At 47.3% G+C, this 23,215-nt stretch carries 19 protein-coding genes; 8 read left to right on the top strand and 11 right to left on the bottom strand.

Annotated elements, in window-relative coordinates:
• Positions 1-178 precede the first annotated feature (178 nt).
• From ACJJI7_RS13335 to leuC, 5 genes are all read right to left on the bottom strand, one after another.
• Positions 179-1,174 (bottom strand): Asd/ArgC dimerization domain-containing protein, encoded by a 996-nt coding sequence (locus tag ACJJI7_RS13335; protein WP_020411760.1) that lies wholly within the window; start codon positions 1,172-1,174, stop codon positions 179-181.
• Between the two features lie 191 nt (positions 1,175-1,365).
• On the bottom strand, positions 1,366-2,481 hold the full coding sequence (asd, locus tag ACJJI7_RS13330) for an aspartate-semialdehyde dehydrogenase (protein WP_444901950.1): 1,116 nt from the start codon (positions 2,479-2,481) through the stop codon (positions 1,366-1,368).
• 69 nt (positions 2,482-2,550) lie between these two features.
• On the bottom strand, positions 2,551-3,609 hold the full coding sequence (gene leuB, locus ACJJI7_RS13325; RefSeq protein WP_444902612.1) for a 3-isopropylmalate dehydrogenase: 1,059 nt from the start codon (positions 3,607-3,609) through the stop codon (positions 2,551-2,553).
• Between the two features lie 30 nt (positions 3,610-3,639).
• Complete coding sequence (gene leuD / locus ACJJI7_RS13320; RefSeq protein WP_020411757.1) at positions 3,640-4,287, bottom strand: 3-isopropylmalate dehydratase small subunit; 648 nt, start codon at positions 4,285-4,287, stop codon at positions 3,640-3,642.
• Positions 4,287-5,735, bottom strand: coding sequence for a 3-isopropylmalate dehydratase large subunit (leuC, locus tag ACJJI7_RS13315; protein WP_020411756.1), 1,449 nt, complete (start codon positions 5,733-5,735; stop codon positions 4,287-4,289). Before leuC ends, leuD begins: the two co-directional genes overlap by 1 nt.
• Positions 5,736-5,920: 185 nt before the next feature.
• Between leuC and ACJJI7_RS13310 the strand changes: the two genes are divergently transcribed.
• The 3 genes from ACJJI7_RS13310 to ACJJI7_RS13300 all read left to right on the top strand — a co-directional run bounded on the left by ACJJI7_RS13310 (position 5,921) and on the right by ACJJI7_RS13300 (position 8,920).
• On the top strand, positions 5,921-6,793 hold the full coding sequence (locus tag ACJJI7_RS13310; protein WP_020411755.1) for a LysR family transcriptional regulator: 873 nt from the start codon (positions 5,921-5,923) through the stop codon (positions 6,791-6,793).
• Positions 6,794-7,026: 233 nt separating this feature from the next.
• Positions 7,027-7,764: a TIGR04219 family outer membrane beta-barrel protein gene (locus tag ACJJI7_RS13305; RefSeq protein ID WP_020411754.1), complete on the top strand. Its 738-nt coding sequence runs from the start codon at positions 7,027-7,029 to the stop codon at positions 7,762-7,764.
• A 100-nt stretch (positions 7,765-7,864) separates the two neighbouring features.
• Positions 7,865-8,920 carry an NAD(P)H-dependent flavin oxidoreductase gene (locus ACJJI7_RS13300; protein ID WP_282951232.1) on the top strand — a complete coding sequence of 352 codons (1,056 nt, stop codon included), beginning with the start codon at positions 7,865-7,867 and terminating at the stop codon, positions 8,918-8,920.
• 69 nt (positions 8,921-8,989) lie between these two features.
• Here ACJJI7_RS13300 and ACJJI7_RS13295 read toward each other — a convergent pair whose 3' ends face one another.
• Both ACJJI7_RS13295 and ACJJI7_RS13290 read right to left on the bottom strand, forming a co-directional pair.
• Positions 8,990-9,433, bottom strand: coding sequence for a PaaI family thioesterase (locus tag ACJJI7_RS13295; protein WP_020411752.1), 444 nt, complete (start codon positions 9,431-9,433; stop codon positions 8,990-8,992).
• Between the two features lie 74 nt (positions 9,434-9,507).
• On the bottom strand, positions 9,508-9,876 hold the full coding sequence (locus tag ACJJI7_RS13290; protein ID WP_282951234.1) for a VOC family protein: 369 nt from the start codon (positions 9,874-9,876) through the stop codon (positions 9,508-9,510).
• 195 nt (positions 9,877-10,071) lie between these two features.
• Here ACJJI7_RS13290 and ACJJI7_RS13285 point away from each other — a divergent pair, with 195 nt between their 5' ends.
• Positions 10,072-10,839, top strand: a complete 768-nt coding sequence (locus ACJJI7_RS13285; protein ID WP_353375459.1) for an alpha/beta hydrolase — start codon at positions 10,072-10,074, stop codon at positions 10,837-10,839.
• Between the two features lie 37 nt (positions 10,840-10,876).
• Here the strand turns inward: ACJJI7_RS13285 and ACJJI7_RS13280 are convergent, their stop codons facing one another.
• From ACJJI7_RS13280 to ACJJI7_RS13270, 3 genes are all read right to left on the bottom strand, one after another.
• On the bottom strand, positions 10,877-11,938 hold the full coding sequence (locus ACJJI7_RS13280; protein ID WP_444901951.1) for a HupE/UreJ family protein: 1,062 nt from the start codon (positions 11,936-11,938) through the stop codon (positions 10,877-10,879).
• Positions 11,928-12,845: a peptidylprolyl isomerase gene (locus ACJJI7_RS13275; RefSeq protein WP_444901952.1), complete on the bottom strand. Its 918-nt coding sequence runs from the start codon at positions 12,843-12,845 to the stop codon at positions 11,928-11,930. The genes ACJJI7_RS13280 and ACJJI7_RS13275 overlap by 11 nt, the downstream gene beginning before the upstream one ends.
• Before the next feature lie 94 nt (positions 12,846-12,939).
• Positions 12,940-14,787, bottom strand: coding sequence for a DUF3604 domain-containing protein (locus ACJJI7_RS13270; protein ID WP_444901953.1), 1,848 nt, complete (start codon positions 14,785-14,787; stop codon positions 12,940-12,942).
• 248 nt (positions 14,788-15,035) lie between these two features.
• On the opposite strand from ACJJI7_RS13270, the gene ACJJI7_RS13265 reads away from it, so the two are divergent.
• Positions 15,036-16,073: an AraC family transcriptional regulator gene (locus ACJJI7_RS13265; protein ID WP_353374974.1), complete on the top strand. Its 1,038-nt coding sequence runs from the start codon at positions 15,036-15,038 to the stop codon at positions 16,071-16,073.
• A 182-nt stretch (positions 16,074-16,255) separates the two neighbouring features.
• Here ACJJI7_RS13265 and pepN read toward each other — a convergent pair whose 3' ends face one another.
• A complete protein-coding gene (gene pepN / locus ACJJI7_RS13260) occupies positions 16,256-18,889 on the bottom strand; it encodes an aminopeptidase N (RefSeq protein ID WP_444901954.1) in 2,634 nt (877 codons plus the stop codon).
• 295 nt (positions 18,890-19,184) lie between these two features.
• Here pepN and ACJJI7_RS13255 point away from each other — a divergent pair, with 295 nt between their 5' ends.
• From ACJJI7_RS13255 to ACJJI7_RS13245, 3 genes are all read left to right on the top strand, one after another.
• Positions 19,185-19,631 carry a DUF4440 domain-containing protein gene (locus ACJJI7_RS13255; RefSeq protein ID WP_444901955.1) on the top strand — a complete coding sequence of 149 codons (447 nt, stop codon included), beginning with the start codon at positions 19,185-19,187 and terminating at the stop codon, positions 19,629-19,631.
• Between the two features lie 256 nt (positions 19,632-19,887).
• Complete coding sequence (locus tag ACJJI7_RS13250) at positions 19,888-22,824, top strand: intermembrane phospholipid transport protein YdbH family protein (RefSeq protein WP_444901956.1); 2,937 nt, start codon at positions 19,888-19,890, stop codon at positions 22,822-22,824.
• A 186-nt stretch (positions 22,825-23,010) separates the two neighbouring features.
• Complete coding sequence (locus tag ACJJI7_RS13245; protein WP_353374970.1) at positions 23,011-23,205, top strand: YnbE family lipoprotein; 195 nt, start codon at positions 23,011-23,013, stop codon at positions 23,203-23,205.
• Positions 23,206-23,215: the final 10 nt, after the last annotated feature.

Raw genomic sequence — 23,215 nt, 5'->3', positions numbered from 1 at the left:
TAGAATCTTCCCAGGGCTTCCGAAAAGCGCGCCTTCAGAAAATCCCCATTACTGAACGGTAATCGTTCGACTAATTGACCGCCTTTCAAGCGGCCACCAACTGTGGTGAATATTTCGCCACTCTCAGCCGGACCAAAGTTAAGATTACACCTTCACTATGGCGGCTAAGTATTAAATATCAGTAGTTTTTTAGCAACAAGTGAGCAATTTGTGCACAGTTCATTGCTACATCTTTTCGCAGGTTGTCTGATACTGCACAAAGATTTAGCTGACGCTTATTAAGTAGACTTTGGCGCAAGCGTCCGATGATTGTCACATCGCTGCCGACTGCGTTTTCTGCTGATGGCTGTTCCGCCAACTGCAGGCGAGCGCCATTGCCCAACAATGCGCGCGCATTTTCCAAATCAACATCTTCCAACAGGGAAACACCCAAGTTAGCCAGCTGACCGTGAAATACGGAAACCGTGCTGATGTTGGCGTCCACCGCAACATTCTCGCCAAGCAGGCGGCGCAAATCATGGATCAGGGTCAGCTCACTCACAGTGTGACCACTGGCGAGCAGCCCCTCGCTAGCGCTTAGCAAATTAAAAGCCAAGCGGTGGCCGATCGCCGGATCAATTTCTGCCTCCTGTCCACTAAACATACGCGCCGTCTGTGCGGCCATTGAATCAATCGCAGCCTTCCCCAGCGCAGATACCGGCTGGCTCAACTGAACTTCGATAGCCTGCAACTTATCCTTCAGGGGGGCCAAGGCCTCCGCGACCATGGCGGCACCAGCACAGGGTAGGGTAACTAGGCGACGATCTGCATTCGCCAGATCCCCACTGTTAAACATCGGATGGATCAAAACAGCACTTTCATCGCCTCGGGTATTGGCAGCCGCATCCACTATCCAGGCATCATTTTGCTCGGCCGCAGCCATGGCGGCTTGAACAGCATCACCGGCGCTCAATAGGAGAACCACCTGCTGGTCATTAAAAGCGAATTTTTCCAGGGACTGCACAGGAATATTGCGGTTAGCAAACACCTGCGGGTCCACTTCCCGGTCTTCGGTCTCCAGCAAACTCAGCTGTTCAGCGGTAATAATTTCCCGCTCCTCCAGTATTTCCAGCAGAGGGGCAAAGGCGGCGTTATCGACACCGACGATGACCAGTTCGCGGGCGGCTTCGGACATGGCTATTCACTTCGTTGAAATTGGAAAGGAAAAAATGAGGGGCGATTATACCTGTGAGGGAAAATCGAAAAAGCCGCTATGACAACCAGTAGCGGCTTTTTACGCGATGGGGTTCACAGCTTGGCGAAAAGTCCTCCATTAATAGGCACAAAAAAGATTGCCATTTGAGGACTTATCCAGGGCCGTACCAATTAAAGCTTGCCGAGCAAAATCAGAAGTATGCGGCGGAGGGGCTCTGCAGCACCCCACAGCAGTTGGTCCCCCACAGTGAAAGCGTTCAAGTACTCAGGCCCCATACTCAACTTGCGCAGACGCCCCACCGGGATATCCAGTTTGCCAGTCACGGCAGTGGGAGTCAGCGACTGTAAAGTAGCCTCGCGATCATTGGGCACGACGCTGACCCATTCATTTGCCGCACCTATCAACTGATCAATATCTGCCATAGGCAGGTCTTTCTTCAGCTTCACAGTGAAAGCCTGACTGTGGCAGCGCATCGCACCAATACGCACACAGGTACCATCCACCGGAATTGGAGCAGTTGTCTGCAGGATTTTGTTCGCTTCAACCTGAGCTTTCCACTCTTCACGGCTTTGGCCATTTTCAAGCTGGGTATCAATCCATGGCAGAAGGCTGCCAGCCAGGGGGGCACCGAACTCGGCAGTGGGAAATTCAACCGACCGCATATCCGCAGCCACCTTGCGATCAATTTCCAGAATCGCGCTGGCGGGGTCGGCGAGCTCACCGCTAACACCGTCGCGAATAGCGCCCATCTGCCCAATGAGCTCCCGCATATTGCGGGCACCGGCACCACTGGCGGCCTGGTAGGTCATGGCTGTAACCCACTCCACCATACCGGCTTTAAACAAACCACCGAGAGCCATCAACATCAGGCTAACGGTGCAGTTGCCACCAATAAAATTCTTTTGCCCGGCTTCTATGGCGCGATCGATAACATCGCGGTTAACCGGATCCAGAACGATTACGGCATCGTCCTGCATACGTAAACTCGAAGCGGCATCTATCCAGTAGCCATTCCAGCCTGCGTCACGAAGGCGGGAGAAAACCTCCTTTGTATAGTCACCACCCTGACAGCTGACAATCGCATCTAACTCTGCCAATGCATTGATATCGTAGGCATCGCCCAAAGGCGGCAGTTCACGGTCAATATCCGGTGCCTTTCCACCCGCATTGGAAGTGGAAAAAAAAACCGGTTCAACGATATGGGCAAAGTCATCCTCTGAGCGCATGCGCTCCAGTAATACCGAACCGACCATGCCGCGCCAGCCGATAAAACCAATTTTTTGCATTGCGATATCCTGTGTGTGATGTGATCAAAGTGCGCCGCCGGGAAAGCGGCGCGATAGTGAAATCGGGGATTAAAGTGCAGCGACGACGGCAGCCCCCATTTCTGCGGTGGTGACTTTCTGGCTGCCCTCAGTATAAATATCCGCGGTGCGCAACCCCTGCTCCAACACCTTGCTCACCGCGGCCTCAATGGCTTCTGCTGCCTCACTCATATTGAGGGAGTAACGCAGCATCATCGCAGCGGACAGAATCGTTGCCAATGGATTGGCAATACCCTGCCCTGCGATATCCGGCGCGGAACCGTGGCAGGGCTCATAAAGGCCAAAACCACTTTCATTCAAGGAGGCAGAAGGCAACATGCCAATGGAGCCCGTAAGCATGGCGGCGGCATCTGAGAGAATATCGCCGAACATATTACCGGTGACCATTACGTCGAACTGCTTGGGCGCACGCACCAATTGCATCGCAGCGTTGTCCACGTACATATGGGACAGTTCAACATCGGGGTACTCCGGTGCCAGACGATCCAATACCTCTCTCCAAAGTACAGTGACTTCGAGCACATTAGCCTTATCCACAGAGCAGAGTTTACCGCTGCGTTTTTGCGCCGCCTCGAAGGCACTGCGCGCAATACGCTCAATTTCCGACTCACTGTAGACATAGGTGTTAAAGCCCTGGCGTTCGCCATTTTCCAGAGTCTGGATACCCCGAGGCTCACCAAAGTAAATGCCGCCAGTCAGCTCACGTACAATCAAAATATCCAGCCCTGAAACCACCTCCGGTTTCAGGGAGGAAGCATCTGCTAATTGGGGGTAAAGAATTGCCGGGCGCAAATTGGCGTATAAGCCGAGGCCACTGCGGATTTTCAACAGGCCTTTCTCCGGACGAATTTCTCTCTCCAGGGTATCCCACTGGGGACCACCAACAGCACCGAGTAATACTGCATCACACTCGCCAGCAGCCTTGAGCGCCTCATCGGTGAGGGGCTCACCATGGGCATCAATTGAGGAACCCCCAATCAGCCCCTGTTCAAAACTAAGCCCCAAATTAAATTTTCCAGACGCGACTTCCAGTACCGCCATCGCCTGCTCAACAATTTCCGGGCCAATGCCGTCGCCCGGCAAAATCATTACTTTCTTTGTCACAGGAATTTCCTTTAATTACTGAACCGCATCAAAAAGCCATGGGGCTTTTTCACGTCGCACCTCTTCATAAGCACGAATATCTTCTGAGTGCTCCAATGTCAGGCCGATGTGATCAAGGCCATTAAGCAAGCAGTGCTTGTGGAACGCATCTACCTCAAAGGGAATCACTTCACCGCAGGGTTTGCGCACATGCTGCTGCTCCAGATCAATGGTCAGTGAATATCCTTCCTGCCCATGAGTTTCTTCAAACAACTGATGTACTACCTCCTCCGGTAATACAATCGGCAACAGGCCGTTTTTAAAACAGTTATTGAAGAAGATATCGGCGAAACTGGGGGCAATAACTGCACGAAAACCGTGATCATCCAGCGCCCAAGGCGCATGCTCACGACTGGAACCACAACCGAAATTCTCGCGCGCAAGTAATACCGAACCACCCTGGTAACGCGGGAAATTTAGTGGGAAATCTGGATTAACAGGGCGGTTTGAGCAGTCCTGCCCAGGGAATCCCTCGTCCAGGTAGCGCAGCTCATCAAACAAATTGGGGCCAAACCCGGTGCGCTTGATGGACTTAAGAAATTGCTTGGGAATTATCAGGTCGGTGTCCACGTTGGCCCGGTCCATCGGCACCACAAGACCTTCATGTTGGGTAAACGCTTTCATCAGGCCATCTCCTCTTCGGCTCGCACCGTCGCCATTTCACGCACATCGACAAAGTGTCCCGCAATTGCTGCGGCTGCCGCCATACTGGGGCTCACCAAGTGGGTGCGCCCACCATAGCCCTGACGTCCTTCAAAGTTGCGATTAGAGGTTGAGGCACAGTGTTCACCAGCCCCCAACTTGTCTGCATTCATAGCAAGACACATAGAGCAGGAGGGCTCTCGCCACTCAAAGCCTGCCTGCTCAAAGATTGCATGTAACCCTTCCTGTTCCGCCTGAGCTTTCACCGCCTGAGAACCGGGTACAACCAATACCTGCTTGACGCTATCTGCTTTGTACCGGCCTTGGACCACTTCAGCAGCAGCGCGCAGATCTTCGATCCGGGAATTTGTACAGGAGCCGATAAATACCCGATCCAGGCGAATATCACTAATCTTTTGCCCGGCCTCAAGGCCCATATAGTCGAGAGCGCGCTCCATTCCAGTACGCTTGGTAGCATCACTTTCGGCAGAGGGATCTGGCACTTTGGCACTGATCGAGGCCACCATTTCCGGTGAAGTACCCCAACTCACCTGGGGTTCGATATCTTCACCGCGCAATTCCACCACCGCATCAAACTCGGCGTCATCATCGGAATGCAGGTGACTCCAGGCCTCAACCGCTCTGTCCCACTGCCCACCTTTTGGCGCGTAGGGTTTGCCTTTCACATAATCGAGAGTGATCTGGTCAACCGAGACCATGCCGGCACGGGCACCGCCCTCAATCGCCATGTTACAAACGGTCATACGACCTTCCATGGACATGTTGCGGATAACCTCACCGCCGAACTCAATCGCATAGCCAGTGCCCCCGGCGGTGCCGATCTTACCGATAATCGCCAGCACCACATCTTTGGCGGTAACGCCTGGACGGAGTTCGCCGTCTACGCGCACCAGCATATTTTTCATCTTCTTCTGGGTCAGGCACTGGGTGGCCATGACATGCTCCACTTCAGAAGTGCCTATGCCGTGGGCCAGCGCGCCCAGAGCACCATGGGTAGAGGTGTGTGAGTCACCACATACCACGGTCATACCGGGCAGAGTCGCCCCGGTCTCAGGACCAATAACATGCACAATGCCCTGACCCGGTTCGTTAATGCCAAACTGCACCACATCGAAATCCCGGCAGTTCTCATCCAAAGTTTGTACCTGAATGCGGGAAATATCGTCACGGATACCGCTCACGCCTGCGGCGCGCTCCGTGCTCTCGGAAGGCACATTGTGATCCGGTGTCGCCACTAGGGAATCCTTGCGCCAGGGTCTGCGCCCTGCCAGTCGAAGGCCCTCAAATGCCTGTGGGGAAGTCACTTCGTGAATCAAGTGACGGTCGATGTAAATAAGCGCCGAGCCATCATCACTGGTCTTGACCAGATGGTCTTGCCACAGTTTGTCGTAGAGTGTTTGCCCTGCCACAGCCAGTCCTCTCAATTGTTTAGAGACCGAGTCTACCCAGCAGCAACAAATAACACCAATTTATATTTATTATTACAAGTATTCCATAATGGAATTCAAAGCTCATCCTGAAGTAGCATGTAAGTTGGGCCGCTTCATACACCGCCAACAGTATTCCCGCGACCCATAAAACGAGGCTAAAAAATTTGGAAATTCAATGGCTTAAAGCATTCCTAGCAATTGCTGAGAGAGGCTCTGTCTCCGAGGGGGCGACTCAGCTTCACCTGACGCAGCCCGCGGTAAGCAAGCGCCTCGCCGCCCTCGAACAGCAACTTGGCGCGACATTGTTTAACCGCATCGGCCGGCGCCTACAGCTGACCGATGCCGGCCGCGTGCTACTGCCCCGCGCCCGACATATTCTCAACGAAATCAGTGATGCAGAGCGGGAGTTACGCGCCCTCAGCAACTCGGTGAGCGGCAGCTTGCGCATTGCTACCAGTCACCATGTGGGACTGCACCACTTGCCACCGGTGCTTAGAGAGTTCAGTAACCGCTATCCAGAAGTGGCCCTCGATATCGATTTCCTGGATTCCGAACAGGCTTATGAGGCACTGATGGCAGCCAAGTATGAGCTGGCAGTTGTAACTCTGGCCCTGAAAGAATACCCGCACCTCAATGCACAGGTTATCTGGCCCGACCCCTGTGTGGTGGTAGCCGCTCCAGAACACCCCCTGACAAAAATTCCCGCGCTGGAACTGGCCGACCTGGCCGACTACCCCGCCATACTGCCGGACCTCAATACCTATACCGGGCGCCTGATTAAACGCGAGTTTGATGCGCAAGGGCTAAAGCTCAGCGCCAAATTAGCGACCAACTTCCTGGAGACTATCAAGATGATGGCCTGTGTGGGCCTTGGCTGGAGTGTACTGCCCCACACGCTGGTCGATGAAAGCCTCGCTGTATTACCAGTGAAGAAACTGCAGGTGCTGCGCAACCTGGGTGTCATCAGTCATCGCGGTCGCACCTTGAGCAATGCCGCCAGTGCCCTACAAGAAATGTTATTTGAAGCAGCCAATTAAACCAGCGCAAAAGGAAAAATATCACAAGCTCATTTAGTGAGACTTGGCTGACGAATACGGAGCCAATCGCAATACATTAAATGAGGCGGAGAGCTGAACCCCAACAGCACGACGCTTTTACACGCCAGTTTTGCTTATCCGTTCAAAAAGATTTGCAAAAATGTGCAACTTACAGCGGCACATAAAAAATATATCTGTACACTCCGCGACAAATTCATCACGGAGAGAAGTCCATGAAAAAAACCGCAATTGCTTTCAGTGCCCTCCTCGCCTGCACTACTGCCAGCGCAGATACCATACTTGGTTTTGATGCCACAGCAGGCGTCTGGCTCCCAGGTTACACCGGTGGCATTGGCAATGATGACTATGATTTGGACAATCTCTCCCTCAGTGAAGACAACATTACCTTTATTCAGGCGGCCCTGGAGCACCCGATACCACTGGTCCCCAATATCCTGTTAGCCCACAGCAAGATTGACACCGATGGTGCCGCACTATTGGAGGGCTCTGTAACCTTCGACGATGAAACCTTCCTGGTAGGCTCAGAGATCACCACTGACCTCACCCTTACACACACCGATGCCACCTTCTACTATGAAGTGCTGGATAACTGGGTGAATTTAGACATAGGCCTGACTGCGCGCATGTATGACGGAGAATTTACTGCGGTAAGCGAAACCCAGGCAGAAACTGTCGACCTCACCGGTTACTTGCCAATGGCCTACGCTATGGCGCGTTTCGACCTGCCATTTACCGGCTGGTCGGTTATTGCTCAAGGTAATGGTACGGCCTACCGAGGTGATACCCACACAGACCTCACCGCAAAAGTACGCTGGGATTTCGTACCGGCAATTGATTTGGCTATCGAGGCAGGCTATCGGGTAATGAGCCTTGACCTGGAAGAGTTGGACGACCTGCAGAGCGATATCGAAATTAAAGGTCCCTATATTGGACTCAACCTGCACCTGTAAATAGCCCTGCCCCACCTACTCGAAATAACCGCAGCGCGGTATAGTTACCGCGCGCAAACTACCTTAATGTAGTAAGTCAAATATCAGAGAGGCCGGTGGGATGGCGCAAGCACTATTGGAAAGACTGGGAGTTCCGCACCCAATACTCCAGGCACCCATGGCAGGTGTTTCTAGCCCAGAACTGGCCGCTGCTGTTTCTAATGCAGGCGGCCTGGGCGCTCTTGGCCTCGGAGCAAGTTCACCACAAAAAGCAGCAGAGCAAATCCGCCAAACCCGGGCACTAACCTGCGCCCCATTTAACGTAAACCTCTTCTGCCATCAGCCAGCTATTGCAGACGCTAAACGCGAAGCAGATTGGCTTGCCCACCTCGCTCCTTACTTTGCCGCCCTGAAGGCGACACCACCTAAAGAACTCCATGAGCCCTACTATAGCTTTATCGGTAATAGTGAAATGCTGTCAGTAATTCTGGAAGAGAGGCCAGCCGTAGTCAGCTTTCATTTTGGCTTACCAGAGCAATCCACTATCGACACCCTGAAAGATGCAGGTATTACTCTTCTAGCTACCGCCACAAATCTTATAGAGGCACAACTTATTGAAGAAGCCGGCATTGACGCCGTAATTGCACAAGGTATAGAAGCCGGTGGTCACAGAGGTGTATTCGAACCAGAGCTTGATGAGGAGCTAGGCACTTTGGCACTAGTAAGGCTACTGAGCTGCCAACACCGCCTACCGGTTATTGCCGCAGGAGGCATAATGGATGGAGCCGGTATCCAGGCAGCTTTTTCCCTGGGTGCCAGTGCGGTGCAGATGGGGACAGCTTTTGTTCTATGCCCTGAATCCGCCGCTAATGATACCTTTCGCAAATCCCTTCAGAGTGAGCGGGCACACAACACCGCAATTACCATTAACATTTCCGGGCGCCCTGCCCGGGGAATCAGCAATCGCTTTTATCGAGAGCTGGATATAAATGCCCCTGCCCGCCCGGACTACCCTATATGCTACAGTGCAGGTAAAGCACTTGCCGCCGCAGCAGCCAATGCTGGCAGCGAGGACTTTTCAGTCCAATGGGCAGGCCAGGGCGCCCCATTAGCCAGAGCCTTACCTGCAAGTGAATTAATGACAACTTTAATCGCAGAGATCGAAGCCTGCAGCTAGTTTAGAAAAATATATTAGCGGATCTATACCTACCCCTTTTTCTGAGCACAAGCTCACCTGATACACACACTAGTGATCCTGTTTTTTGGCGGAGGAAGAGAAATTCCGAATAAGAGCGGTAGCAGTAGACCTGGCAATCAAGGTTCCCTCCTGGAAAAGTTCTCCCTCAAGGAAACAAACACTAGCCCCCTTGGAAACAACCCTCCCCCATCCATATAGCTTACCGATTACAGCAGGTGCAATAAAGTTTATTTTCAGCTCTAAAGTTGGCGCAAACTCATTATCCTCAAGGGTTACAGCAAGCGCCGGCCCCATAGTATCGTCGAGCATGGCGGATAGAAATCCTCCCTGGATATTCCCCACAGGATTGGTAAAAGCCTCTTTCGCCTCAAACTCAACCTTTACCTTTCCGTTTTTGCAATCTATCTCCAGTATTTTTGCACCAAGAGTTTGTGCCGCATTAGGCATAGGTAAATTGCCATCCAACATTTTATGAAACATCCCTTTGCTCATTAACAATAATCCTTAAAAAAATCCATATATAACTTTTGTCGGAGTAGAGGCCGTCTTTGTGTCTCAAAAAATTACTAACGCGAAAAGATAGCAACTTTGTTTCCATCCAAATCTCTGAAATATGCACCATAGTAAGCCCCCTGATTTCTCTCTCCAGGTTCGCCCTCACTAATAGCACCCAATTCTATTGCCCTAGTAAATATGGCATCCACCAGTCCTGCATCTTCCACCTTAAGAGCCACCATAGTGCCATTGCCATGAAACGCTGGCTCACCATCAAAAGGAACCGTAATTGATAACTTTACTGTTGAGTTCGGAAACCCCCAAAATATAACCCGTTCAGATGAATAGGTTTTTGTAGCCTGTATGACAATTAAAATTGCATCATAAAAGTGCTCAGCTCTCTGAAGGTCATTAGTGCCCAATGATATATGCGAAATCATCTAAATATCCCACAAATAAAATTACGTACTTTTAGGTTCTCAATGACGAAACAGCTAAAAACTCTCCTTGTGGTTATAGACGTCAATCGATACGTACATCAATTGACCAACAGCCACATTACCTCATCCAAAATCCAATAAAAAGCATACTCCCTTGCTAAGCTTTCAACATTCCCGGTAACAGAAAACAGGAGAATAGCCATAGACACTCCCATTGTTCTAATTCACGGTACTAATGCTGGCCCTTGGACTTTAGAGAATTTTCATAACTACTTTATTCAAAAAGGATTTAACTGCCATAGTCCCGCCTATCGGTACCATGAAACCCCAAAATCAGAAGCGGCTCATCGACTCCTTGTCGGAACAAGCATTACAGACTATGTAGAGGATATAGCAAAATTTGTTATACATTTGAATAGAAAACCAATTCTAATTGGACATTCCTTAGGTGGAGTTATTGCACAAAAAATAGCCTCCATGGGCCTAGCGCAAAAAATAATCTTATTGAATGGAAGCACTAACTGGGGAATTCCACCCACAACCAGCCAGGAATGCAGTCTTGGCAAAATGTTTATGGCATCGGGGAAGTTCTGGGAGGATATACTATTACCCGACTTTGAAACAATGGCAAAATTCGGGCTCAACAAACTAAACTTATCTGACCAGCACCTTGTATTTAATCGTTTAGGACCGGAATCAGGCAGAGTGCTTTTTGAACTATTCTTCTGGATCTTTGATGAAAATAAAACCACCAAAATTGAATATGAAAAAATAAAGTGCCCTATTCTAATGATCTCAGGCTCTGAAGATCTCGCAATACCACCCTCTACAGCACGGCTCATCGCCAAGAAATGCAATTCACAAACCACCTTGCATGTTGCGGAAGGCTATGGCCACTACTTAATGCTAGAATCCAAATGGATAAATATTGCTGAATTTTGCTATAAGTGGATAACCGAATAGAAATCTTACATTTAATGTAAATTAAAATTCTTAAATTCTAAGAAACCAATTCTAAAGATCTTTCAATCAGCCAATACCCACTCACCACACCTACTGGGTAAACAGCTGATGTAGACGGCATCGGACCACGAAGTGAGTATACTGAAAAACCCCATCTTAAAAATATCAACTTAACCATATATGTCAAAAGAAGCACAAATAAAACAAATACCAATTGACCAAGCTCGACACCAGCATTAAAGCTAATCAAGGCTACTAATTTTTGGTCGTGAGGAAGGCCCAGCCCTGTCAATGCACTGGCAAACCCAAATCCATGTAACAACCCAAAACCGCTAGCAACAATAGCCGGGAATCGCCAAGACAAAGTATTCCTATCACGAGAATGCCCTGCATTAATAATCTCAGCCGCTAGGACCATAATACTTAATGGGATTAATACTTCTACAACATCCACCCTTATGGTAAAGAAATTCAAGCTTGCGAGCCCCAGTGTGATCGAGTGACCTAGCGTAAAGCCAGTTACCGCTATCAAAACACCCCGAAGCCCCCTTGCAATAAAAACCAGACACAAAACAAAAAGCAGGTGATCGTAACCTTCTAAAATGTGTAAAAATCCTGCTTTAATATACTGCCTCACACATTCCCAGGCAGACAAATCAGCAGGCAGATTTACTTCCAATACACCTGGGCCATTAAAAAGGTGGACAGCATCCCCATTTATCCTTTCAAAGTGAATCAAGGTAGATAGCACTGGATTTGCAACAGGGTATACAAGATATATTTGCAAATCAGTAGTAGGGCTTTTAATAGTATTGAAGCTTAGAGATTGGCACTGATACATTTTTACAGCAGAATGACGAGGAACCTCAACTCCAGAGATTTTTTGACAGCCTGCACCCTTTAAGTAAATATCGGGCTCAGTACCCGGCTCCATCACGGGAGGGATCTTCCATCGTAAACTATAGACTTTTTCTGAGACCTCCTGCAATTGAATATAAATTGGCCTCCCTTCATGGGCAAAGCCAGGACGACCATAGATTCCACCCACCAGAAAAATTAAAATAATTAATCTTAACCTGCAGGAATATCTATTTAACATAGGTAAAATCCGCAGACAAATCCTGTATTGAAAGATCCCATTCAACTCGATATTGAGCAATCAATTCCTGTATCTTACGTCGCCTCATATCATCCATTCTTTGACGGCGATAGTCTTCTAATACCAGAGGAGCAACCTCTTGAAAATTTGGCAGGCGACTGGGATTATTCTCAACCACCAATACTAAATGCAATCCATAAGGGGATTGATAAGGCCCGGACCAAGTGTTTATTGGCAACTGAAATATTTTCCGGGTCATATCCTCCCCCATATGACTAGCTACCAGTTGACGCGTTCGCGCCACATAATTTCGGTGAAATATAAATCTATCTCCATACCCTGCGGATTTTTCAAAAGCCACTGACTTTTCCAAAAGGTGATCCAAGGTCTGTAAAGCTACCTCCTCTAGACTGTTATTAAATTGATTCCTGGAATCAAAAAAAACATGAGTGAAAGTCACAGAAGCTTCAATCCGGTACTCTTCCTGATGAAGCCAAAAGTACTGCTCTAAATCCTGCCGGGAAACATTAATATCACCAACAAAGCCATCTGTAACATACTCAAGCTTTTGAATAAGGCGACGACGTATGATCTGATCATTATCCTGAAGGCCAAGATTCATAGCCTCGCGGTAAAGCACTTCCTCCCTAATATAGTCATGAATCAAGTCTGATCGATCAGAGGGGGCCAAGCTCTGCCAGTAAGTCCTGGCAAACCTCGGGTTGAATGTTTTTTTTTGATATTGAATATATTCAATTAACAAATCTTCATTCAAATGTAGAATATTCGTTTGATCCGATGCTCCTGCCTTTGGATCCACCAGCTCAATACCAACAAATAGAAACAAAGCGATAGCCAAAAAATGTACCAATGGATCTCTACCCAGTCCTCCCAAATTCTTCAGCATTTAAGCCTCCCACTAAAAACCTCTACAACTACTAAACTAATAAGGTTAAGCAATGATCGCCTCACTGTACCATCAGACTTTATTCATTGATTAGCTACGGCGTATACCAAATAGGTGAGGTATAGGCACGCTCCTGAATAATTGCCGGGCCTTCAGAGGGTATCTGAACTCTTCCATGGTTGATTTCTTTTGCTGCCACCGCATCGTAAAGGGAGTGACGCGGCGTTGGAATCTGTAAAACACGAACATAATAAAAAGCCCTCTGGTTCATATCAAAGCCTGGATCCTGCCATAACGTGGACAACTCGATAGAACCCAGGGTATTGGTATAAAGGCCTGTCTCGCGGTCAACAGTATCACCCACCGGAGGTAATTGACCTCTGTTATCCAGGGACCGCTGGCCAGACCAGGCTACGTTAAAGATCTGCTCATGACTGTGCCCTCCCTCGTCGAGCCATGACTTTACAACTTGGACTCTATCAAGATTTGCTCCTTTGGGATCTTTAACAGCACGTATCAGTAATTGTATCGACTTATCTGTAGCTTGGGGCCTGGTTAAATCCCCCCCCATAGGCACTCCATGGGAATAACCCAATTCAGCAATATTTTCTGCATCTATTGCATGCTTTGGGAAACTCCAACCTGCAAAAACACGCACTTGAATTCTCGGCCCTGTAGTTGCATAAACCTCACGACGCTTAAAAGCGGCAAACAGGCTTTCTCGTGTATTTTCCTCGGCCCAAACTGCAGCAAGACCAGAAGCTGACATATTCCAACCAGTTGCTTTGGTTCCGCCTATGACAGTATTTTTCCGCTTGCCCTCCGGAATTGAATCATGGGCAAATTTACCCCAGAAGTTTCCCTCTTCAGCACTCGATATACCGGTATGAGAATCGGTGGACCCAATCAATCCAAACTTATAGGGATTCATCCCTATTTTCTCTCCAATCTCCAAACCAGCCCTTAAGCCAGAGCGCACATAGTCGCCTTTAGCTACACGATAAGCTTCTGGATCAGCTTGTAAGTAGAAAGGATAATTTTCGAAGTCAGCAAAGGGATCCATAGGTGAAAGCTGTGAGTGCGTCTCGGAATCCCCTTTTATTTGCGTCATCTCAACCAGGGGCTCCCAGCGCATGCGCGTTCGTGCATACTGTGTGTCGATCGGCTCACCACGCAGAGTGGTTTCTGCAAACATGTACCCTTTGGACACATTGGAGTTATGGGGGATAGCAATGAACTCGCTACCAGTTCGCTCTGACGTTTCATCCAACCAACGCCATAATTCCTCTGGATATTGACTCTGGTCTGACCCAAAAGGCAGATATTGCTTAGCCTGTTTGGAACCATTGGGGGAAACTACCACCCGATGCAGGTTGGCCCCTGTAGGGGTTGAACTCCACTCCCAACCTATAAAGCTCGTGAAAGTACCAGGTTGATAATGACGCTCGGCTGCATCAATGATTTCATGCCAAGCAGTTTCCCGGGTTTGATTTAAGTCCCCGAGCACCGGCTCTGGGGCAATATTGGCAGGGTCCTGTACTGGATCAGCATCATCCTCCGAGTTGAGCGCCTGTATCGGCAGCAACTCATTAAATATATCCATCCCCTCATTCACAGATACTTTATAGCGAATATGCTGCTTGGCGAACCAGCGCTTTATTGATTGGGAAATGGGTAATTCTGTATTTAGCTGGTCTGTTTCGTTAACTATCGCCCTCATCACCCCCAATCCCTCTGCATGATCGGAGACCACAAGAAAGTCCAGCGGTGTATCTATTCGTACCTTAGCATGAGTATAAGGGTGAATAACCGGTTGTCCCTTGGCCCACCGATAAGCAGTATCAGGTGTTGCCGAGTAATTTTGACTTAAAAAGGCATCGAATGAGTAAGAGGTATGTAAATGCATATCTCCCCAGAAAAGCTGGGTGGGCTCATCAGCCATCACACTTCCATATAATGCGGAGGCTGATAAACCAGTAAGTACCACTATTCTTTTAATTAAATTGTGCATAGTTCCCATCGCATGAGTATCGGGACTTACTTTAAAAGCAGCAGGTTTCCTTAACATACCAAGACTGTTAGGCTAATCTTGGAAGAATGTAGAAATACTGATTTTGATGCTAATAGTTTGGCCTATGCACTTCTTTACTTAACTGGCCAAACTCTTGACCAATTAGGACAAGCTGGCAAATGGCTGAGAATGGACACACAACCATTGCAACCTGGGTTTTACCCATTATTGAGGCTTTAAAACCTTATTGTCCCCCCCGGGAAGTCCTGCGAAAGGCCGGTATCTCAGCCTGTAGCATAGAGGATACAAATAGACGTATCCCTTTGGAAAACATGAAAAAATTATGGAATCTGGCAGAGTCCTTATCCGGCAATGATTGCATAGGTTTAGAGGTTGTGAAGCATGTTAACCACACAAACCTCCACGCTCTAAGTTATGCTCACTTGGCCAGTAGTTCCATCAGAGAAAGCCTGGAGCGGTCATCGCGATTCTCAGAGGTAGTCAGCACTGCCATGAAAATCAGCATTCGCAATGAGCGACACGAAGTAATAGTCTCCTGGCACAAGGTAGAAGACTTGCATTATGAGCCCAGCATCCATGCAGTGGATGCCTTTATCGCCTTGTTAATAAAATCATGCAGGAAAATATCCCCGGATATCCACAAAAATCTGATTGCAATTAACCTTACGCGCACGAAGCCAGTCAACCCTGAACACCATCGAATGATGTATAGATGCCCAGTGGGATTTTCTGCAAGCACCTGTGAAATTCGATTAGAACGCGATTTTGTAGATCGGCACATCTGCTCAGGAAATAGTGAGTTGGCTAATATCAACGAACAGGCACTAACGAATTATCTATCACGCCTAAGAAAAAATGATATTATCAATATAACAAATAAAGTTTTAATAGATCTGATGCCTACCGGTGACCTATCCCAAGAAATTGTCGCCAAAACCATCGGAATCAGTTGCCGCAGTCTACACAGAAAACTGAAGGAAAAAGGTTCCAGCTATCAGGCAATACTGGACAAAACGCGTAAACACCAGGCTATTCAGTACCTGAAGCAACAAGAGTTACCCGTGACATCAATTACCTATAAGCTTGGATTCAATGACACCAGTAGCTTTTCGAGGAGCTTTAAAAAATGGACGGGAAAATCCCCACGTGAATTCAGGAAACATGGCCAACAAGAAGAGCATAGCACCAGTGAATAAAACCTATCTCATCAATGTGTAATCGCATATAGCTTACTCTTTAAAGGCCGTTCATAGCTACATATCGGAACGCAACCCAAAAATATCTCTAAAGAAGAAACACACCACCAACCATAAGGTACATTATGTGTGACTGTTTGTGCGGGGCCGTATTACGACCACCGCTCTTTTCTGACTAATTGCTAATTCATTAAACTCTTACTCACCACTTCATAAACATCTTTGGAGAGCTCCCCGGAATTTGACACTCGTAATAGTGCAGCTTTCATTTTATCTGCCAAATCCCCCTGATATTTCTTCCAGCGCGTGATAGGAATTACCACTCTGGAGGCTATCTGGGGGTTTAACTTATCTAAAGCAATAACCTGGTCTGCAACAAACTCAAAACCACTACCATCATTTTTGTGGAATTGTTGGAAATTTCGATTGGCAAACCCACCAATTACTGCCCTCACTTTATTTGGGTTTTTCAACTCAAAGGCGGGATGCTGCATAAGCGCTTTGATATTATTCAGGGTGCCTCTTTTCGCGCTACAGGCTTGCTGTGCAAGCCAAAGCTCAGTAACTTGTGTATCTTCCTTCCAGCGGTCATAAAATTGATGAATGGCTTGTTCAGCGTATTGATCATTACCATAGTTAATCAATGCACTTAACGCCGCTGCTCTGTCTGTCATATTTCCAGCCGAATCAAATTGTCGCTGAGCGAGATCTAGAGCATCCGCAGATTCTGTGATACAGAGGTATTCCAAGCAGATATTCTTTAACCTGCGCTCAGCGATATCCTTGGCATTAGGGCTATAGGGCCTTTCAATATCAAGCTCAGCATACCGTTCTTTTAACTCATCAATAAGCGCGCAGGAGAGCGATTTACGAGCAAAAGCTCTTGCAGCGACAATAGCTTCAGCATCAATAGATACTGATTCCTCCGCAATGGAGTGCTCACTGGGCAAAAGCATAATTTCCGCAACCAGTGCCGGGTCTAGCTCTTTATCCAACAATATATTCCGATAAGCCAAAATGAGCTCTGGAGACAGTTTTAAAGTTAAACCTTCTTGGTATGCACCCTGAAGCAGATTCATAGCCTTAAACGCTAATCTTTGAGAAGCATCCCATCGATTAAAAGTATCCGAATCATGGCTCATCAGGAATAGAAGCTGCTCAAGACTATAGTCATAGCGTACTTTCACTGGTGCAGAGAAGCTTCGTAAAAGGGAAGGTAGAGGCTTCTCATTCAGCCCATTAAACTCAAACATCTGTTCACTTTCAGTGATCTCCAGAACAAGCTGGGTGGAGCCCGCTTTATCCAACGCGATATCGCTCCCTGTTGAGTCCAGTAACCCCACCGTAAGGGGAATGTGGAACGGGAGTTTGTCTTTTTGCTCAGGTGTAGGAGGGCAAGACTGGCGAATGACAAGCCTATATACACCCGTACTTTCATCAAATTGATCTGTCACATCCAAGACTGGCGTGCCAGCCTGGCTATACCAGCGACGGAACTGGGTGAGATCCACCTGATTAGCATCTTCCATTGCAACTATAAAATCTTCACAGGTAACGGCACACCCATCATGCCGCTCAAAGTACAGGTCACTCCCCTTGCGAAAGCCATCCGCTCCTAAAAGCGTATGGATCATACGCACAACTTCTGCGCCCTTTTCATACACAGTAAGTGTGTAGAAGTTAGAGATTTCCATATAGGAGTCCGGGCGAATAGGGTGCGCCATTGGACCGGCATCTTCCGCAAATTGATTAGTACGCAGCAAGGTCACATCTTCAATACGTTTAACGGCCCTCGAATTCAAGTCAGCGGAAAATTCTGCATCGCGAAAAACCGTAAATCCCTCTTTAAGACTAAGCTGGAACCAATCGCGGCACGTAACCCTATTACCCGACCAATTATGAAAATACTCATGACCAACGATTGATTCAATTCTTTGGAATGCCGAGTCGGTAGCGGTTTCCGGGCTGGCTAAAACACAGGCAGAATTGAAGATATTCAACCCTTTATTTTCCATTGCCCCCATATTGAAGTGATCAACTGCAACAACCATGAAAATATCGAGATCATATTCCCGACCATACACCTCCTCATCCCAGTGCATGGCACTTTTCAAGGATCGCATCGCATGATCACATTTGCCGATATTTTTTGCTTCAGTAAAAATCTGTAGCTTTACTTCACGTCCACTGGAAGTGGTAAAAGTATCATCAACATGCTGTAAATCTCCCGCAACCAGAGCAAAGAGATAAGCCGGTTTGGCAAAAGGGTCTTCCCAAGTAACAAACTGACGTCCGTCCTCAATATAGCCCCGATTCACTTCATTACCGTTGGAAAGCAACACAGGATGATCTATTGGGGCCACAATGGTAGTTGTGAATTTTGACATTACATCAGGCCTGTCTGGATAGAAGGTAATCTTCCTGAAACCCTCGGCCTCACATTGCGTACAATACATACCATTGGAGAGATACAGGCCCTCTAAGGATGTATTATCCTCAGGGTTTATCCGATTGTGAATTTCCAGGAAAAAATCTGGTTTCTCAACAATAATCGACAATCCCTGCGGTAACTCCTGATAATCAGCGGGAGACAGCATGGTGCCGTCAATAGCAATAGACAGCAGTTCCAGGTCGATTCCATCCAGAAGTAAAGGCGGTATTCCCTCTTCGGCCTCCGGATTTCTACGAATTTTGAGACGGGATTTCACTAGGGTGGCCTTTGGCTCCAGTTCGAAGCACAAGTCGGTACTATCCACCAGGTAATCCGGCACACGATAGCCCTTCAGGTAAGTAGTCTTCGGCTGGGCATCTTGCATTGTTGAAACATCCTCAATAAGTATGTTCCTATCGGAACGGTAAGGGGATAAATAAATTGGGGTAAAAGGCAGTATTACAAGTTGAAATAATAAGCTTAACTATTAGCATTTCTTATGGGCTTGTATTCCCACTTATCACTCAGTAGATCAGAATAACAAGACCTTCTCCATGCCGGCTGGTTTGGAAGCCTCTCACCCTGACACTAGCATTCAGCAATTTTGCGGCCATTTACTTTCACAGTTATCTTTAAAGCAACAAACGGTCGGTGGGCTGCTTCTCACTCAGGTGGTCATTATGGGTAACAAGCTTATCGCTTTACTGTTTATCGTTGGCATTTTGCTTTTCATTGCTACGCCAGCTTCGGCAGCAAAGCTGGACGATGAGCTGAACTCCCGCATGGAAGCTCTCAAAATGGCCTTTATGCAACATGATGGTAATGCCATCAAAGAAATAATGACTAGAGACGGATTGATAGTTACTCCCTATTACACGGAAGCCCTCGGTCCCGGACAGGTTGTTGAAAAGTTCAGAACCTTGAATATTAAGAAACACTCCTCTTATAAGGTCTCAATAACACCTCTGAGCGCAAAGACTGCACTTATGACCATGTATACATCTTTTGAGGGCAGCTTCGAAGATAAGCCAGTTTCCGCCTGGCTGTTTACATCCAGCCTCTGGGTCAAGGAACAGGGCCTATGGCGCCTGAAGCTACTGCAGGAGACCATAGTAGAAGCACCATGACTGCTTGTTCACATTTTTTCAGCCATGAATGAGTGAACCATCCTATTCACGAATAATCCAACGTTTGCACCAATGATTATCCGGCCAGTTTGATAAAATAGCCTTTTACCAACTTTATGGGAGCAGTTGTCCTGCATTGTATGCCACCTACTGCAGTCCATAAGCGAGATAACAAAGTTACCTCCTTTCCTGGAGCTTGAGGTTTAGCGTGCGAAAGCCCCGTATTCTTATTTTTACGTTTTTAACTATCCTGGCTATGCTGCTATTCGGCAGCTGGTGGAAGAAGGATATCGTCGCCCCTCAACTTATCAATTTATTTTCCGGTGAAGTCGTCATCAAGCAACTATCCGGGCTGAGCATCAGTTTCAGGGAAGTTTCCATTGAGCGGATTCAACTGACATCCACCAGTGGCAAAAACCTGACTCTAGATAATGTTCAAGTACTCTACCCATTCCATGTACTTATCAGCCGGGATAACATCCAGAGAATAGAATTATCAGTTGACAAGTTAACTCATCAGGAAAGCAAACCGGACACACAGAATCCGACGTCTCATTTGCTCGCAGAAGAAAATATTTTTTCCCTAGAAAAGATCGCCCGGGATATCACTCAAAATATACCCGGAAAAGTGCTAGTGAAGGAAATCGAAATTAATAACAGCTTTATTGCTGGCCCACTCAGCATTGTCCGAGAAGACAGCAACATCCTCGCAGAATTACCCTATAAGACTATTGGATTTGATAACTATCACATCTCTTTAGAGCTAGACCTAACCCCAGACAAGATTTCTGTGAATGCTAGCATCACTCCAGATTCTTCTGAATTAATATCCTATACGACACTGAGTATCTCGAAAGAGGGCAGTAACTATTGGCAGTTGGATGGTGAAGCAACTTCGAACCTGGAAGTAATTACTCCAATTATCAGGGCTACTCGGCTACTAAACCTATTTCCAGAAAGTGAAATTGACTCCAGCGGACGACTTACTGTAAATGCAAATGCACTTATCCCTGATAATATCTTTTCCCTTTCGGATTACCAGAATATCAATCTACAGGTGAAGAGCAAATCACTGGAAATTTCAGGTTTCGACGACAAATCAATCATAAATACGACGGCCAGGCTATCAACCACAACGCCTATTGAGATCGAGTTTAAGTCATTTTCTCCCCTACTACTCGAGTACATCACGGGTTCCGGTGCATTTGAAGTTTCATCTAAACATGATAACGAAGCTGATAAACCCCTGCTCAACTTGAAATTTGAGTCCGCTACTGACGAAGCACAAAGCCCCAAACTACACGCGGAGGGTTCTGCTTATCTCGATGCAGCAGAGCCTATACTACAATCGCTTCACCGGAAGATATTTGCTCCCTCATTTACAGTAACCAACTTGGGGGGCAAGCTGAAGTTTCAGAGTGAGATTTTCTTTAAGCCTGTCAACTCAACCTCGGCGTGGCAAAGCTGGCTAGAAAGGATTGGCATCAACTTTCTCCCTGGCAGTGAGATACACCTCAACACTTCAATATCAAACCAGGAAAAAAATTCCCTTTTAAAGTCCACCGGATTGGACCAAAGCCAAGCAGATGTAGAGATTGTAGATACGGTACAACTTATATTGGAGCCATCTGCCACCAACACTTTTGCGGCCTCTATCAGCAATGGTGGGGTTAATTCAAAATTACAAGCATCTGGTTCAACCACCTCAGCTGTTTTACAAATTAGACAGCTTAATTGCAGTTATAATAGGATTTCTGAATGCGATTTCAACCTGGACTTAATGGCACCAACCATTATTAACAAAACGATAAATACCGTCGTAAAGGAGCTTCATTCTTCTGCAAAAGTCAAAATCCAAACGGACGGTGACATTCGAAAAGTTAAACTTGAGCAGATAAATACCACATTTGAAGAAATTACAGGGGGAGAATTCAAGCTAAAGAAGGGTGTTATTCAACAACCCCTAATGAACTGTGAGATAAAAACACTCTCTACAAGCTGTATTAGTCCGAAATGGAAAAATCAACTTGATGCATTTAACAGTGAATCTATTTCGTTATCTGGAGATTTGGTCTTAAGTGATTTTAACCTAAAAACTACCAAAAGAAACACTGAGCTAAGTGCCAACTTCTCCAGCAAAAACCTCAAAGTTATTACTCCTGAAAATTATTCAATGACACCAACCCTCACTGGGGTTTTCTCCCTGAACGGAGATAAGATTGAGGGAAAAAGCCAGCTCAATGCTGGGGCTTTGAGGCTTGATTCGAATTGGTATCATAATATCGAGCAGGCCACCGGTAATATTCATTTTTCCTTACCAGAGGTTGAATTCACCACAAATAACCCCCTCAGCAAGGCAGTTCAAGGTTTGCCCTTAGATATAGTTTCAGGGGCATTTTCTGCCAATGGCAATGTATCCTGGCCTTTACAACCAAAAAATTCCTTCAAGTTAATACTTACCAATATTGCTGCAGTCTACGGGGAAAGTTTTGCTACTGGAGTAGAAGGGACAATTCTACTGGAAAACGATGAGGAACATTGGTTTACGCCGAAGCCTCAGCCGCTATCAATACGATCTATCAATGCAGGACTCACTTTGGATAAAGTCCTTTTTTCTTTGTCTCTGGACAGGGAGCAGGATCTGTCGCTGAGGGATTTCTCAGCTGAATTTCTTGACGGGGAGCTGCGTTCAGAAGCGCTCACCTGGAATCTGGCCGATAAAACTCGGAGCAGTATCCTGTCTGCCAAGAATGTGTCCTTGGAACAATTGGCTCAGGAAACTGAGTCAGAAAACTTTGAAGCTGGCGGACATCTAGATTTGGTGATTCCTATTATAACTGGCCCCGACGGCATCACAGTAAAGCACGGCCATTTGGAAGCAGTGGAGCCGGGAGGACGACTGAGATATTACGGAGCTTTTTCCCCTCAGATACTGTCGGGGAACCCGCAACTTAAGCTGATTGCGAATGCGCTCGAAGATTACGATTTCCGTACCCTTGAAGGCAGTATGGAGTACCCTCCCAGTGGTGACCTGCAGCTAAGCTTAAAGCTTGTAGGGCGCAGTGATTCCGTGGATTCAGAGCGGGATCTGATTATTAACCTCAATCTTGAGAATAATATTCCAGCCATGCTTCGCTCTCTTCAGGCCAGCCGCGATCTGACAGAAGCCTTGGAAAAGCAGCTGGACCAATAGGTCTGGATTAAAGTAGGCTCTTCGAAATTGGGGACTGGCTAATTCAGAGCCGGTTAAGGTTAAGCGAATACTATATGGGGAATATGGTAACTCCCAATATGGTTGGCAAACCTGGCCCAGATATTGAGATAACTGCTGTAACAGCAACAAATAGAAGGTACCTGAAGGTACGGAAAGGAGTAGCAGATGAGAGCCAGCCGGCTGATTTCCATAGGGCTGTTGTACGCTATGGTTGCCACAGGGTGCACCCCTACTGTGGCGGTAAAGGCTCCCAGTGAGCCAATCACTGTAAACTTAAACGTAAAGATTGAACACGAAATCCGGGTAAAAGTAGATCGGGACCTAGATACCTTGTTTGAAGACAAAGAAGGCATTTTTTGAGGAGGCAACG

This window comes from Microbulbifer variabilis (assembly GCF_056232115.1).
Note: the sequence above shows the minus strand (reverse complement) of the source record. Positions and strands in the feature narration are given on the sequence as shown.